This window comes from Halopiger thermotolerans, from assembly GCF_054654555.1.
In genome coordinates this window covers 1,565,314-1,579,665 of record NZ_BAAIEU010000004.1, presented here as the reverse complement: position 1 = coordinate 1,579,665, position 14,352 = coordinate 1,565,314, and the positions used below count along the sequence as shown (strand labels likewise).

Sequence of the window (14,352 nt, the reverse complement as noted above, 5' to 3'; positions counted from 1 at the left end):
GTGCGCAGGAGAGAAAAAGCCGTCGTGGTTTCTATTCGCACAGCGACGGTCATTTTCGTCGTCTCTGCCGATCCGTATCGGTGGCGGTACCGCCTCCGTCACCGCGGAAACGCTTTCGTACTCCGTCGGCTTCGTGGGTGTAAGTTGGTTTAGCGGTCGCGGACCGTCACGCTGCGGCGAGAAACACGGACCGAGCTCACCCAAGCGTATGAGTTCCGCTCAGTCGTTCGAGCCGACTTCGGGCGCGTCGGCCGGATCGACCACCTCGCCTGTCTCGGGGTAGACGCCGACCTGATCACAAAGGTCGGTCATCGGACACGCCTCCGGATCCTCGAGGCAGGCCGGTTTGCGCGCCGAACAGTATTCGCGGCCGAACTGGATCGACGCCGTATGGCCGAAGCCGCACTTCGCGGCGGGTACCTCGCGCTCGAGTACTTCTCTAACTTCTTCGTGGTCGGCGTCGGCCGGCGCGATACCCAGCCGCCGGTAGATCCGGTGGACGTGCGTATCGACCGGGAAAACCCCGCCGCGGCCGCCCGCGAACAGGAGCACGCAGTCCGCCGTTTTCGGCCCGACACCGCGGACCTCGAGCAGCGTCTCGCGAACCTCGGCGGGGTCCTCGTCCGTGACGAACTCGTCGAAGGCCGCCGCCGAGCCGAACTCCTCGAGGACCCACTCGGCCGCGTCGATGATGATCTCCGATTTCTGGTTGTAGTGGGGTGAATGTGACACACAGCGTTATAACATCCGAGTACTATGTTGTGAGTAGAGATGACTGAATGGGAACGAGTTGCCCTTCGAGTCCAGCAGAATAAACTGAAGAAGTGGGATGCGGTGTGTACTCCTTACGACCCTGATTTGCCAGACGATGAATTCCCGAACACACTTCCGCATCTGTATGATGACCGTAGTAAGTTGATTCGAGAAGCGGTTGAAGAGTTAATTTCTCGGGAAGCAGGGAATCTTGATTCGGCCAAAGGGTCGGTTGATGTGGATACGTCCGAGTTGGAAGAGAAGGTAGACCTTGTTCGTGCTGATACTCGGGATATTCTTGATGTGGTGGAGCAGATGGAGGGTCAGGTTGACCAACTGTGGCGTCGTCAACAGGAAGGTAGACAGCGCAATTTGGTTCCTGATGTGTATGAAGTGCTTCCGCATTTCGAGTCGGAAGAGCAGGCTCGGGAACAAATTCAATCTGCGATGAGTGAAGAACGGTTTGTTGATGATGAGAAGGCAGATAGAGCGTCAGAGTATGGGAATATTGCTGATTTAGCGGAGTATCTGGGGATTGAGAGTGCTGAAATGTTGAATGTTGCACGGCGTATGCGTGATGATGTTGATGAGATTCAGCTGCTTGCTGTGAACCGAATGCCGTTCTTGGTTGAGGTGGAAGAATGAGTGATGTTGAAGACCTTCCTGAGTTTGAACAGTTGAAGAATGCGTATATCAATTCGAAGCGTGGGAAGGATAAGGCGCAGAAGACTTTCAACGGCTACAAGTACAGTATTGGGCGTTTTGAGCGATTCTTATCGGACTGTGGGTTGCATTATACGGATATAGATAGGGAGACAGACCTTGCGCCAGACTTCGATAGTATAGATACGTCGGAGTATTCTGATAACAATCTTCTCGATTATTTTGTGCTGTGGTTAATTAACGAGGAAGGGTATGCGAAGAGTACGACGCAGACGACTTTCAATTATGTTCAGCCGTTCGTTCGATTCCTTCGGAATGAGGGCTATGTAGAGTATAATGTGTTGGAGCATACGGATTTGAGCGAGTATCTAACATATGGAACGACGCTTCAGCAGGAAGAGTGGGGTGATGATTATCGGTACTTCCCGAACGTCGCTTCGTGAACTGTGCTGAGTCATGGACGAACGGAGTGAATGCCGGTGTGGTAACTGAGTGAACAGGAAGTAGAATCCACGCATGAGGAGAAGTGAAGTAAGAAGGCTGAGATACGCTGTTCTAGGCGAATGCTGTTGCTCACCCGGAGCTTGCCCAAGGCCGCGGGCTGACCTCAGCCCGCGGCCGGCGCGTATGCTTCTGGCACACCTGTTCCGTTCATCTCGATCTCCCAACTCCGCTCTAGCTCTTCCTCTAATGCATGTCTGATCCAGTCAGAGAACGTCTTGAACGTGAATTCCTCGGGCAGGTCGCGCCCGCCCCGCTGGGGGCGGGCGACGACCGCCCATCGAAGCACAAGCCAGAGGTTCTCCAACAGGAATCCAACCAGGACGAACGCGAAGCGGATGATTGGGTCTTGTGTCGTCGTTACCACTCGTGCTTGGCGAAATACACGGTAGCTCGTTTCGATCGCTGACCGTTTCCGATAGAGTCGTTCGACTTGTTTCGGCGTGCGATCGGCCAGATCGCACGCCACATAGCCTCGAACGACCTCGCCACTTTTCCCGCGATCTCCGGCGTGATATGATACAGCGACCGCGAGCGGGAATTCCAGTTCCCGCTCGCGGCCTTTGTACATCCGATAGGTTGTCATGTACGAGCAGTGCGTATCCAGCTTCTTCCTCATGCGCTTGCCCTTCTTTTGGACGGGAACGACAGTCGCAGCAACCTCCCGTGAGCGGCGCAGAATACGTTCGTTGTAGAAGCCGCGATCAGCCAACAGAAGCTCTATCTCGAAGGGATAGGCCTCGACGCGGTCGAGGACGCGCTCGACCGCGTCGGCCTCTTTCTCATCACTACGGACGTACGTCATCGCCAACGTCACTGGCTTTCCGTTCGAGACGAGATACGCCGTGCAGTACCGGTGGCACGTCGTTGTTCCGTCTTTCGCGTGCATGCGACAGAGTTCACCTTCTTCATCGGCGTACGTTCCGTGGTAGGGGTTATCGACGAAGTCAATGGAGACGATCCTCGACCGATCAGGGTCGAGGATCGTCATCGCTAACTCTCTGAGAAGGCGGTTAGCAACCCGCTCAAGCCACTCCCGGTTGAGCGTATGTAGCCAGTCCATGACAGTATCGTCACAGACAGCGTTGTCGTTGTCCTTGCACGTCTCCCAGATGGACGTCTGATTGACTGCTGCAAGAATGACAACAGCCCAGATATCGCCGGGATCGAGGGGCGAGCCCTCGATCCCTGGCAAGGGGAGCTGGCAGATGACGTCTTCCGCTAAATCTTTCACGTCCGAATCCGAAAGAACACCGTCTGGCTGAGGGATACTGAACACATTCACTCAACCAGACATCTTCCTCATGAGACCAACGCTTTAGCTCCAGCTCTCACACCAGTCGGGAAGTACCGAAATTCTGGCCGCGCCGGAGCTCGAGCGCGCTATCGCGGATCCGACGGACGACGAGACGACGTTTCAGCGGCCCGGCATCGATCACTGAGGAGAACACGCCGAGCCGGCGCTCGACCACCGAGGGCGAGGCGGGCGCGGACCCGGACCCAGACCCAAATCCGCTCGAGTCCCGCGACGTCGGCGGTCACGCGCGTTCGATTCGGAGCGTCGGATCGCCGTCGAAAACGATCGTAATCTCGTAGCCGGCGTACGGAAACTCGACGCGTCCCGTCCTCGAGACGCCGGAATCGGTCGCCGAGAAGATATCGAGCAAGGCGTCGGGATCGACCGCGTTGAACAGCGGCGGCAGCTCCGTCGGATCCGTCCCGTCGATCGCCGCGACCTCGGTCACGATCCGTTCGTAAACCCGGTCCGGATCCGTCTCGAGTGTCCGTGCCATTGCTACGTAGGGCCACATTCGACCGTTAATAACTTTCGGAATATGGTCGTCTAGTAGTAATCCTTCAGACACGTGAAAGATAGCGAACGTGATTTTCTCTGACGAAACGCCGAAAGACGGCGAAGCGGCCAACCGATCCCCGGCGAAAGCGTGCACCCGTCCAATTGCTTCCCGAAATATGAGTGGTTAATTCGCAGACTCGGGCGCTACCCGTAGAAGTTCGAGGGCTGCTACATTCATCGTACGTCGTCCGATACCGTGGGGCGGCGAGCTCTAATCGAACGGATCGAGGCGGTAGCTGCGGAAGCGGGGCCGGTCACCGCGACGAGCTCGTCAGAGCGATGAAGGCAACGGTTCCGGCGTCTACGGACGGCTGTTCTGTATTACTGAACAGCCTGGTTGTGTGTCCGGCCAGCCGGTGAAATCTCGTGACGGGAACCGCGTCCCGCGAAATCGCCGTCCGGAATGCGTCGCGTCTGCCGCCGAGTCGCGAGGGCCGCGAGACCTGCCCGATCGGCCTTTCCGGGTCGATCGACGGGGCCGGCCGACCCACCAGCACCCCAACCCATTTTCGCGTCGCGACCGTCCGATCGCACATGGGAGTCGACGACGCCGACGCGATCGATCCGGAGACGTGTCCGACCGCCGGCGCCATGCCGATGCTCGGACTCGGAACGTGGCAAAACACCGGCGATCAGTGCGCCGACAGCGTGCGAACGGCCCTTGAGACAGGGTACCGTCACATCGACACCGCCCAGGCCTACGACAACGAGGAGCTCGTCGGCGAGGGCATCGAACGGGCCGACGTCGACCGAGAGGACGTCTTCCTCGCGACCAAGGTCTGGAAGGCGAACCTCACAGGCGACGACGTCCTCGAGACGACCCGCGAGAGCCTCGACCGGCTGGGCGTCGATTACGTCGACCTGCTGTACGTCCACTGGCCGGCCGAGACGTACGACGCGGAGGAGACGCTGTCTGCGTTCTCGGAACTCTACGACGAGGGGCTGATCGAGCACGTCGGCGTGAGCAACTTCCAACCGGAACAGCTCGAGGTCGCGGTCGACGTCTGCGACGCCCCGATCCTCGCGAATCAGGTCGAGTGCCACCCCCTGCTGCCCCAGGAGGACGTTCGGGAGGCCTGCGAGAACTACGACGTCGAGGTCGTCGCGTACAGTCCGCTGGCCCGCGGCGCCGTCTTCGACCAGCCGACGATCCAGGAGATCGCGGACGAGCACGGCGTCACCGAGGCGCAGGTCAGCCTCGCCTGGCTGCGCGAGAAGGGCATTACGGCGATCCCGAAGGCGACCGGCACGGCTCACATCCGGGACAACTTCGAATCGCTGACCCTCGAGTTGGACCGGGAGGAGGTGAACGCGATCGACGCGATCGACGAGACGGAGCGCGCGGTCGATCCCGGATTCGCCCCGTGGAACTGACCGGTTCTGACCGCCGTAAATCGCGCCCTTCGGCCGTTCTCGGTCGGAAACCGACGACGTCGGCTCCGATCGCTAACCTGTAACTCGTCCTGAAAAAGAAGGAAAGCTTACGGTACGCCGGCAGTTTGGATCGGGTATGTCCACCCGCACACGGAGTCGTGGCGGTGGTGGGATCGTCGGTGCGGTTAAGACCGACTTACGGCGGTTACACGGTGCCTGGATGGAGATCGTCTTCCCCAGGCAGCGCGGCCGCGGCCACTCCGTCATGGGCAAGTGGGAGCCGGAAACGCTCCCGCAGAAGATCGGCTATCACGGCTGGAGCGCGCTCGGAACGATCGGTCTGCTCCTCCTCTACCCGCTCACAGTCGTCGGTCTCGCGACCCGCTACTACGCGGCGAAACTCGACTCGACCCGGACGCGACTCGGCATCGTCGGCGTCACCGCCCTCGCGCTGGTCGGCTGGGGACTGCTGACGCTCGCCTGGGGCGCGATGTCGTACATAGAACAGGTCGACATCCCGCTCGATTCAGTGCTGGCCGTTGCCGCCGCGAGCGGGGTCGCGACGCTGGCGACCGCGCTCGCCGCCTCCTGTGCCAAGTTCGGCGGCCGCGTCACGACCGTCGTCCTCGCCTATCCCTTCGCGATGACGGCGCTGTTCCTGCCCCCGGTCGTCGCCGCCCTCGTGACGCCCGCGCTCGAGCCGTACGTCCTCGAGCCCAGCTACGCGTTCGCCGCCTGGCTGCTCGAGAACCCGCTGTCTATCGGCGGCGTCAACGAGTACCTCTGGGCGAACTACAGCCTCGAGGGCGCGGCCTACGCGGGGATGTGGTTCGGACTCTCCTTCCCGCTGGGCTGGTTCTTCGGGATCGTCGTGGCGCTGGCGAATCTGGTTCGACCGTCGAACTAAGGCTGCGACGGGCTGCTACCATCGTTTTCGCGATGGTCGCGGGATTTTCGGCTCGCGGTCCGACCGAAGAACGGGCCGGAATCGCCTCGACGAACTGATTTCCGGATTCCGTTACCATTAGGCGGTCGCTTCCCAACGGTCACGTATGGAATTCGACCTTCCCACGACCGCGGCCGCGTTCATCGCGGTGATCGCGCTCGGCATCGGCGGCCTCATCGCCGCGCCGATGATGACGACGGACACCGTCCTGATGATGGTCGCTCCGTCGATGATCGTCTTCGGGCTCGTCATGCTCGTGATCGGTATCGCGCACGGCCAGTATCGTGCGGTACACTGATTCGTGACCGGCCGCCGACGGCGGTCGAGGGTTCCTGCTGTGCCCGCTGAATCCGTGCGAGAAGCAGGAAGTAGCTGCCGAAAAGGAAGAAAAACCCGGCATCGGCCCCTGATCCGTATCCGTACCCCGCAGCGCCTAGGACGGCGGTACAAATCGAGACGACACCGATAATTCCCGCCGAGCGAGTCCTGGTAACTACATCGCCACCGGCCGCCGTTCGGAGGGACACGCCGGCGATTCCAGCCAAGGCGAAGTACAGCCCGATCAGCGCGCCGACGATTACCGCACCGATCGGCGTGAGCGTCTCCTCGAGACCGGTCCCGAGTACCTGACCACAGTTCAAACGATTGTCGTTTTCTGAGGTTCGACGAGCTCTGAGCTCTCGATTCCAGCGGCTTCGGCGTACCAACGGCGATAAACGAGGATACCGGCGAAAGCCGGACGTCGTACTCGTTGTGGACGTGACGGGTTCGATCGCGTATAAAAAGCGGACCGCGAGAATCGTCTCCGAGCGTTCTACATGTAGCCGAGGTCGCGCAGGCGCTCCATCAGGTCCTCCTTGTCCTGGGCGCGGCCCGCGCGCTCGGTCGTTCCCTCGAGGTCCTGCAGCCAGGCGGGATCCTCGTCGCTCTTCTCGGTCGAGACCTCGCTGCCGAGCGAGCGGAAGCCGGCGAAGTACTTGGGCGAGATCGGGATGTCCTCCTGGGTGACGCCCTCCGGCAGGTCGTCGTCGGCCTGCGGGACGTAGCCGTCGTCCGGGAACTCGTCGACGGTGTCCGGCACGACGAAGTTCCAGAAGGCCTCCCAGACCGCGGCCTCGTCGAACTGCAGGATGGGCTGGATGCGGTCGTGGGGCGGGTAGATGTCAGGGTCGTGGCGCGGCGAGAAGAACGTCTCGTCGGCGCGGGCCTCCTGCTCGTCCCAGCGGACGCCGGAGATGACGCCGTCGATGTCGTACTCCTCCAAGGCGTCGTTGAGCGCGACCGTCTTCAGCAGGTGGTTGCCGACGTAGGTGTCCAGCAGGAACGGGAACGTGTCCTCCTCGTACTCGAGGATCTCGCGGACGTGGTGCTGGTTGTGCTCCGACAGTTCGGAAATCTCGATGTCGTCGCCGGGGTCGAGGCCGTGCTCGTCGACGTACTCGCCGACGTCCTCGTTGCGCGCGTAGATAACTTCGAGGTCCCACTCGTCGGCCCAGTGGTCGACGAAGTCGTGGATCTCGTCGAAGTGCTGGTAGTGGTCGATGAAGACCGCGGGCGGCACTTCGAGGTCGAAGCGGTCCGCGACCTCCTTGATGAAGTACAGCGTGAGCGTCGAGTCCTTGCCGCCGGTCCACATCACGGCCGGGTTCTCGTACGCCTCGAGGCCCTCGCGGGTGACCTCGATGGCCTTCTCGATCTTGTCCTGGATGTGCGGGTAATCCTCGGGATCTTCGCCGTCGCCGTCGTCGTAGTCGACGTCGACGTAGTCGGGGAAGTTCTCGGTCATCTCGTGTAATTAGATGTAATTAGGAGACTTAAACTCTTTTGGGGACCGGAAACGCCTGACGGAAGCCACGAGACCCGACCGGCGGCCGAGCGAGACCGTCGGTCTCGTCTCCGGCGAGGGAGTATATCAGCGGACGAACTCTAAGGCGTCCGATTCGAGGGGCGTTCGGCGATCGACGCGACGCGCTTCGAACCGTGATTGAGATTCTCACGGGCGCCGAATGCGAGCGCGACACCCCGAACTGTGCCGCAGTAAAGCCGGCAAACGCGGCTGCTACCGAAACGCGACCGCGTCAGAATCCGCGGCTAGTTCGCCTGCGGGATTCCCTAGTCTAGCGGCGGCGCCTCGATCCGCCGGTCCGGTTCCGCCGCCTCGAGTTCCGCCTGGAGCAGCCCGACGATCCGCCGGCTGGCGGAGCCGTCGCCGTAGGGCTGGGGATTCGATTCGGGCTCCCAGTCGCGCCGGAGCGCTTCGCGGATCGAATCCGTACGGGGGCCGACGAGCCGGTTCCAGCCGCAGTCGACGGTCTCGGTCCACTCGGTCTCCTCGCGCATCGTTACGCAGCGCGTCCCGAGGAAGAAGGCCTCCTTCTGGACGCCGCCGGAGTCGGTGGCGACCCGCTCGGCCGTGTCGAGCAGCCGGACGAAATCGAGGTAGCCCAGCGGCTCGACGATCTCGAGGGCCTCGTCGGCGCGCTCCCAGAGGTCGTACTCCTCCAGCCGATTCACCGTCCGCGGGTGCGCGGGGAAGACGACCGGCAGCGGCGCGTCCGCGAGGCCGTCCAGGATCGCCTCGAGGTTCTCGCGCTCGTCCGTGTTGCTCGCGCGGTGGACCGTCGTCAAGATGAACTCGTCGGGCTCGAGATCGAGGTCCTCGAGGATCGCCGAGTTCTCGCGGGCGCGGTCGCGGGCCGCGAGGACGGCGTCGTACATCACGTCGCCGGTCCAGTGGACGCCGTCGACGATTCCCTCGGCCGCGAGGTTGTCGACCGCGGCCTCGCTGGGCGCGAAACAGAGGTCAGAGGCGTGGTCAGTGAGGATGCGGTTGATCTCCTCGGGCATCTCCCGGTTGCCGCTGCGCAGGCCGGCCTCGACGTGGGCGACGGCCACGTCGCGCTTCGAGCCGACGATCGCGCCGGCCAGCGTCGAGTTCGTGTCGCCGTACAGCAACAGGACGTCGGGGTCTTCCTCCTCGACGACCGGCTCGAGTTCGGCGATCATCCGCGCGGTCTGGCGGCCGTGGGTGTCGGACTTGACCCCGAGGTTGTACTCGGGTTCGGGGATGTCCAGTTCCTCGAAGAAGACGTCGGACATCTCCTCGTCGTAGTGCTGGCCGGTGTGGACCAGCACCTCCTCGCCGACGTCCCGGAGCTTGCGGGAGACGACTGCCGCCTTGACGAACTGCGGGCGCGCGCCGACGACCGAACAGACGCGCATCGGTCAGTTCACCCCCTCGCCGCGGCCCGTTCCCGCACCCGTGCTCGGTCCAGTGACGTCGACCGGGACCGGGTCGGTGCTCGTCTCGCTGTACGCCAGTGCGATGTTCGAGAGAACCTCCGTGAGATTGACCATGTCTTCGACGTAGTCGTCCCGCCGCCGCTCCCACCGTTCGGGTGCCGATTCGTCCGCGAGCAGTTCTTCCGCACGCTCGAGGACGGCGTCGAACTCGCCGATGTTCTCGACGAGCCCCGCGTCCTCGAGCTCGAGGAAGTTGCCCATGTCGTCCTCGCCGACGAAGGAGTTCGACCGGATCGCGGGCGTGCCAAGCAGCGCGGCCTCGGTGACCATCGTCTGCGTGTCCGCGACCAGCAGGTCGGCCTCCGCGAGGGCGTCGTGGATCCGCGCCGGGTGGAGATCGTACGGCTGCGCGTCGATATTCGAGAAATCGAGCTCGCCGCCCTCGTCGGAGACGAAGATCGTCGCGTGCTCGGCGAGCGCCTCGAGCAGCCGCCGGCGCTGCTCGAGCGAGAACCCCTCACGGCCGACGTCGTGGTGGCCGTTGAAGGCGTTGAGTCGGACGATCGCGTACGGTTCGTCCGGGCTGACGCCCAGATCGTCCCGGACCGACTCGTCGGGCTCGAAGACGTCGGGGTGGAGATAGGCCGATTCCTTGAACCCCTCGAACCGGTAGTGTTTCGCGCCGAGGTCCTTCTGGAAGGCCTCGGGCGTCAGGAACGCCTGCACGAACGGCCGGGAGACGACGTGGTCCAGCGACGGCTCCGAGTCGAGGACGGCGATCGCCGGCGTGCCCGTGATCGTGCCGGTGTAGGCCGCGTAGGGCCCGATCCCGAAGATGACGTCCGGATCGAACGCCCGCGCCTTGCGGCCCATCGCGTACAGGTGGGCCGGCAGCTCCCGCAGCAGCGACGACAGCGACTCGCCGCGATCGCCGTAGGTCTCGTAGGGCAGCTCGTGGTACGAGAGCAGCGACTCGGTGAACTCGTCGCCGCGCGCGAGCACGAGCACGTCGTGTCCGTCCGCCTCGAGCCGGTCGACGGTGTGTTTGTACAGATGAACGTGAGCCGGCGTATTGTTAAAGAAGAGACAGCGCACGTCGTATCACCTCGTAGCTCATGACAACTGTCCCTTCCAAAACGCGCTATATCGTTATCAGCGCGCTACTGGAAACGGCGGCCGATCCGGGCTCGAGTAGCGGGGCGGGCGGCGAATTTTGGTCGCCGTAACGTACCGGCGGGGCTCGGCGCTCGCGCTCGAGCGTCGGCGTTGGGTGGGTCTACGCGCGAAAACGTGAGACTACAGGGGTTCGACGGGGCCGCTCCGCGCAGCTAGGAGGGAACTACGGCCCTTCGCCGCCCGCCGCTCCCGTCGGCCGCCGCTGCGTCGAGTGGTTCGGAGCGCGCTCCTCGAGCGCTCGGTCACCCCGCCGCAACCACGTGGGAAAGGTATTTCACGATATCATATCTCACCAACAGGTACGATGGTCCCCGATCCACGCTCCCTCACTCGGCGGCAACTGCTCGGCGGGGTCGCCGGCGGCACCGCGCTCGGCGGCGGACTCACCGCCGCCACCGCTGCGATCCAGCCGACCGCCCTTCCGGACGTTCTGACCGACTGGGCGACGAACTACTATCCGACGCCGCCCGCAGCGAGTTCGCTCTGGCGACCGACGGTAACCGAGGCACACGCCCGCGACGCCGTCTCTCGCCTCGCCGAAACCGAGTCCGCGGCGAGAGAGCGCTGGGAGGAAATCGACACCGAGGGCTCGGACCGTCGCTTCCACGGCGCAGGCGGCTGGCTCGAGGACGCCGAAAACGCGCTCGAGGCCGGCGAGTACAACGACGCGCTGTTCGACGCCAGGTACGGCCTTCGGTTCGCCGCCCGAGAACTGGGGGATCTGCGCGCGGAACTCGACAAAGCCGACCTCGAGGCCCTCGCCGAGCGGACGCTCGACCTGCTCGACCGGCTTGACTCGCTCGCGGCCGCCCTCGAGCCGTATCCGGTCGTCGACCCCGAGCGCGATCTGGCGCGGTACTCCCGCGTCGAACTCGAGTTGCAGCGCGGTCGCTATCTCACCGACTGGGGCGACCTCCACGAGGTCCACGCCGACTCCGAGACCGACGATCCGGACCTGAATCCCGAGACGTACGGCGACGCCAGGATCGGCGAGATCACGTCGAAGGTCCGCCGAGCCGCGGTCGCCGTCGAGACCGCCGAGCACTACTACGAGCACCTTCGGGCGGACTTCGAGGCCGCGGCCGCGGATACCGACGACTACGGCCCGCACCTCGAGCGACTCGTCGGCGAGTTCAAGACCGAACTCGAGTCGATGCCGCTGCGGGACGAGGTGAAGTCGCGGTACGTCGACGACGTCGAGTCGTACGGTCCCTACGAGTTCGCCCACTGGCGACTCGCTCAGTCGTGTTTCCCGTCGCAGCTCTCGTCGCTCTGGCGGACCCCGGTCGAGCACGATCTGTACGTGCTCCAGGCGCTGGGAACCGCGAGGGGGTTGGCGGACTGGCGGGCACACGAGGCAGCGGTGACCGACCTCGTCATCGGGCCGGACGACGAGGGGTTCGATTCCGGCCACGCGTTCGCGGCGAAGCGGGGCGCGCGGTCGACCTACCGGTCGGTCGTCGGCTCGGATCCGACCCCGTTCATGGTCGTCCTCGCAGAACCGGGGATCGCAAGCGTCCGGATGGCGGAGGTCGATCGCAATGCCGCGATCAGCGACGACAGTTGGACGATGTGGCGTGAGCGCGTGCAGGCGTACTACTTGGCGCTTCTCGGTCGCACGAGGTTGCAGGCTACCCGGACCTGTACGAGCGGATCGTTACCGCCGGGTGAGCGGCGTACGGCAGGATCAGCGATTCGGCCGTCGACAACGGATACTCGAGGCTCGAGTCGCCCTCAGTTGCGACGCTCAAAAACTGATCGACAGTAGTAGCGACACCGCGCAGAAACGCGGGCCGTTAGTCGCTGATAAACTTATTGTCGCGCCAGTTGACGCCCCCTTCGCCGGAGCCGTGATCGCGCGGCCCCTCGACGACCTCGATGTTGGCCGGTCGCGGCTCGCCGTCGACGATGCGGGTCGCCTCGAGTTCGCCGTCGCGTTCCGAGATCGCAGTCAGCGTCCCCTTCTCGGCGGCCTCGGCGATCTCGCAGAGGACGAGGAACATCTCGTACTGCAGCAGCGAGTTCTGCAGCACCGTCTCGCGGTCGCCCTTGAACGCCGCGAACTCGACGAGTTCGGACTCGATCTCCTCTTCCTCCTCTTCGTCCCAGCTAAAGGACTGGCGGCGCTCGTCGGGATCCTCCTCGTAGACGCGGTTCTCGGTGACGCTGGCCTTGAGCTGGGCCGTCGGCGTGTACTTGCTGACCGACTGGTCCTCCGCGACGGCCTTGAGAATGAGCGTGTTGTTCCGCCGCGTGAGCTCCACGTCGTCGATGCCGTCGGGGTATTTCGCCTCCTCGAGGTGGTCTCGCAGGTCTTCGAGGGGCAGTTCGAGCGTCGAGTGCAGCCGATAAACGTGTCTGGATTCCTCTGTTGACATAGTGGAGTGTGGATGTGGGATGGAGCGACGGTCGCTTGCCTCAGTGTACGGGCGCGTGACTTATATGATCTGCTATTAAATGCGTGTGGCGCGTATCTGGATTAATTTAAGTCACGAACGTGTCGAGCATTCCGGAAAGAACGGCGTTCGACCCTCGGTCCGACCGCGAACGGACTCGACCGTTACGCCGCGTTGAGCGTCTCCGCGAGCTCGTCGCGCTCCTCGAGCTCCTCGAGGATGTCCGAGCCGCCCACGAACTCACCGTCGACGAACGTCTGCGGGATCGTCTCCCAGTCACTGCGTTCCGAGAGGGCCTGCCGGTACTCGTCGAGCGACTCGAGGACGTCGACCGTCTCGTACTCGTCGCGGTGGTGGTCGATCAGGCCGAGCGCCTTGCGGGAGTAGCCACACTGGGGCATGAGCTCGGTCCCCTTCATGAAGAGGACGACCTCGTTCTCCTCGATGGCTTCTTCGACGCGCTCGTCTACCTCCTCCTGATCGAGTCCCTGGTTCGGTGGGAAGTCCATATCCGCTATATGGCGGCGCGGAGGGATAGACCTTGCGTCGGCCCACGGTACTGTCCGGTAGCCGTCGGCGACTCGAGCGCTCGAGCAGCCCGCTCAGGCCTCGAGTTGCGCGAGAAACACCGTCCACGAAGCGTCTTCGTCGGCGAGTTCGTCGCCGACCAGCCGCTCGTCGCGGACGGTAAATCCGGCGGCCCGAAGGTGCTCGCGAGTCGCGTCCGCGCCGGCGATGTGCCACTGCATCTCGACGCCGGTCTCGAGCCAGTCCGGGTTCGTGCCGTGCCAGTCGTTCGTCCCTTCGGTCAGCAGGGTCAGCCCGCCCGGACGCAGGATGCGCGCGAACTCGTCGATGACCGTCTGATGCTCCGATTCGGGGACGTGAATCAGCGAGTGAAAGGCGGTCACGGCGTCGAACGCGTCATCTCCCACGGGGAGCGACGTGATATCGCCTTGCGCGAGCGCGGCGTCCGGGACGGCGTTGCTCGCGAACCGCAGTTGCTCGCGCGAGAAGTCGACGCCGGTCGCTTCGATCGCGGGATCGTCGACCAATCGGCGCAGTATCGGGTCGCCCTGCCCGCAGCCGGCGTCGAGCACCCGCACAGGTGACGGCAACTGCTCCCGCAGCCGCTCGAGCATCCGCCACTCTCCGTCGTCGGGATCGCGTTCCGCAGCGTAGGTGGCCGCCAGCCGGTCGTACCCTCGACGAACGGCGTCTTTGTCGACCATACGTCGTGTCTCGTAGGGACCCCGTTAGTCGTTTTCACCGTGTGTCACTCGGTGCCATAACTGCTCCAGCGACGCGTGACGGTACTGCGCAGCGTCGATCGGGTGAGAGTCGATCGATAGGCCGTGCTTGAGGGACGATCCGTGACGCACGTAACTCCCGATTACGAGCAGCCCTCTGCGGAAAAAGCACCAACGCCGCGACGAACGAGAACC

Annotated in this window: 14 protein-coding genes and 1 pseudogene; 6 read left to right on the top strand and 9 right to left on the bottom strand. The window is 63.5% G+C overall.

Annotated elements, in window-relative coordinates:
• Positions 1–219: 219 nt before the first annotated feature.
• Positions 220–720: pseudogene (locus ACYQ26_RS15605) on the bottom strand (endonuclease III domain-containing protein); the annotation flags it as partial.
• A gap of 51 nt (positions 721–771) precedes the next feature.
• Between ACYQ26_RS15605 and ACYQ26_RS15600 the strand changes: the two are divergent.
• Both ACYQ26_RS15600 and ACYQ26_RS15595 read left to right on the top strand, forming a co-directional pair.
• Entirely contained in the window at positions 772–1,398 is a 627-nt protein-coding gene (locus ACYQ26_RS15600; protein WP_459809814.1) for a hypothetical protein, read from the top strand.
• Positions 1,395–1,859 carry a hypothetical protein gene (locus ACYQ26_RS15595; protein WP_459809813.1) on the top strand — a complete coding sequence of 155 codons (465 nt, stop codon included), beginning with the start codon at positions 1,395–1,397 and terminating at the stop codon, positions 1,857–1,859. Before ACYQ26_RS15600 ends, ACYQ26_RS15595 begins: the two co-directional genes overlap by 4 nt.
• A 164-nt stretch (positions 1,860–2,023) precedes the next feature.
• On the opposite strand, the gene ACYQ26_RS15590 is transcribed toward ACYQ26_RS15595, so the two are convergent.
• Positions 2,024–3,196 carry an ISH3 family transposase gene (locus tag ACYQ26_RS15590; RefSeq protein WP_459806279.1) on the bottom strand — a complete coding sequence of 391 codons (1,173 nt, stop codon included), beginning with the start codon at positions 3,194–3,196 and terminating at the stop codon, positions 2,024–2,026.
• Between the two features lie 259 nt (positions 3,197–3,455).
• The gene (locus ACYQ26_RS15585; RefSeq protein WP_459809812.1) at positions 3,456–3,710 is read right to left on the bottom strand and encodes a HalOD1 output domain-containing protein; all 255 of its coding nucleotides are present in this window, start codon (positions 3,708–3,710) and stop codon (positions 3,456–3,458) included.
• 596 nt (positions 3,711–4,306) lie between these two features.
• Here ACYQ26_RS15585 and ACYQ26_RS15580 point away from each other — a divergent pair.
• The 3 genes from ACYQ26_RS15580 (at position 4,307) to ACYQ26_RS15570 (ending at position 6,390) form a co-directional block, all read left to right on the top strand.
• Positions 4,307–5,146: an aldo/keto reductase gene (locus ACYQ26_RS15580; protein ID WP_459809811.1), complete on the top strand. Its 840-nt coding sequence runs from the start codon at positions 4,307–4,309 to the stop codon at positions 5,144–5,146.
• 136 nt (positions 5,147–5,282) lie between these two features.
• On the top strand, positions 5,283–6,053 hold the full coding sequence (locus ACYQ26_RS15575; protein ID WP_459809810.1) for a hypothetical protein: 771 nt from the start codon (positions 5,283–5,285) through the stop codon (positions 6,051–6,053).
• A gap of 145 nt (positions 6,054–6,198) precedes the next feature.
• Positions 6,199–6,390 carry a DUF7333 family protein gene (locus ACYQ26_RS15570; protein WP_459809809.1) on the top strand — a complete coding sequence of 64 codons (192 nt, stop codon included), beginning with the start codon at positions 6,199–6,201 and terminating at the stop codon, positions 6,388–6,390.
• Positions 6,391–6,906: 516 nt separating this feature from the next.
• On the opposite strand, the gene ACYQ26_RS15565 is transcribed toward ACYQ26_RS15570, so the two are convergent.
• The 3 genes from ACYQ26_RS15565 to ACYQ26_RS15555 all read right to left on the bottom strand — a co-directional run bounded on the left by ACYQ26_RS15565 (position 6,907) and on the right by ACYQ26_RS15555 (position 10,430).
• Entirely contained in the window at positions 6,907–7,878 is a 972-nt protein-coding gene (locus ACYQ26_RS15565; RefSeq protein ID WP_459809808.1) for a phosphoadenosine phosphosulfate reductase family protein, read from the bottom strand.
• Positions 7,879–8,204: 326 nt separating this feature from the next.
• Positions 8,205–9,314: a non-hydrolyzing UDP-N-acetylglucosamine 2-epimerase gene (wecB, locus tag ACYQ26_RS15560; protein WP_459809807.1), complete on the bottom strand. Its 1,110-nt coding sequence runs from the start codon at positions 9,312–9,314 to the stop codon at positions 8,205–8,207.
• 3 nt (positions 9,315–9,317) lie between these two features.
• On the bottom strand, positions 9,318–10,430 hold the full coding sequence (locus ACYQ26_RS15555) for a DUF354 domain-containing protein (protein WP_459809806.1): 1,113 nt from the start codon (positions 10,428–10,430) through the stop codon (positions 9,318–9,320).
• Between the two features lie 385 nt (positions 10,431–10,815).
• On the opposite strand from ACYQ26_RS15555, the gene ACYQ26_RS15550 reads away from it, so the two are divergent.
• Complete coding sequence (locus ACYQ26_RS15550; RefSeq protein ID WP_459809805.1) at positions 10,816–12,279, top strand: hypothetical protein; 1,464 nt, start codon at positions 10,816–10,818, stop codon at positions 12,277–12,279.
• A gap of 28 nt (positions 12,280–12,307) precedes the next feature.
• Here the strand turns inward: ACYQ26_RS15550 and ACYQ26_RS15545 are convergent, their stop codons facing one another.
• From ACYQ26_RS15545 to ACYQ26_RS15535, 3 genes are all read right to left on the bottom strand, one after another.
• A complete protein-coding gene (locus tag ACYQ26_RS15545; protein ID WP_459809804.1) occupies positions 12,308–12,889 on the bottom strand; it encodes a DUF7110 family protein in 582 nt (193 codons plus the stop codon).
• Between the two features lie 182 nt (positions 12,890–13,071).
• On the bottom strand, positions 13,072–13,416 hold the full coding sequence (locus tag ACYQ26_RS15540) for a glutaredoxin family protein (protein ID WP_459809803.1): 345 nt from the start codon (positions 13,414–13,416) through the stop codon (positions 13,072–13,074).
• 93 nt (positions 13,417–13,509) lie between these two features.
• Positions 13,510–14,139, bottom strand: a complete 630-nt coding sequence (locus tag ACYQ26_RS15535; RefSeq protein ID WP_459809802.1) for a class I SAM-dependent methyltransferase — start codon at positions 14,137–14,139, stop codon at positions 13,510–13,512.
• Positions 14,140–14,352 lie beyond the last annotated feature (213 nt).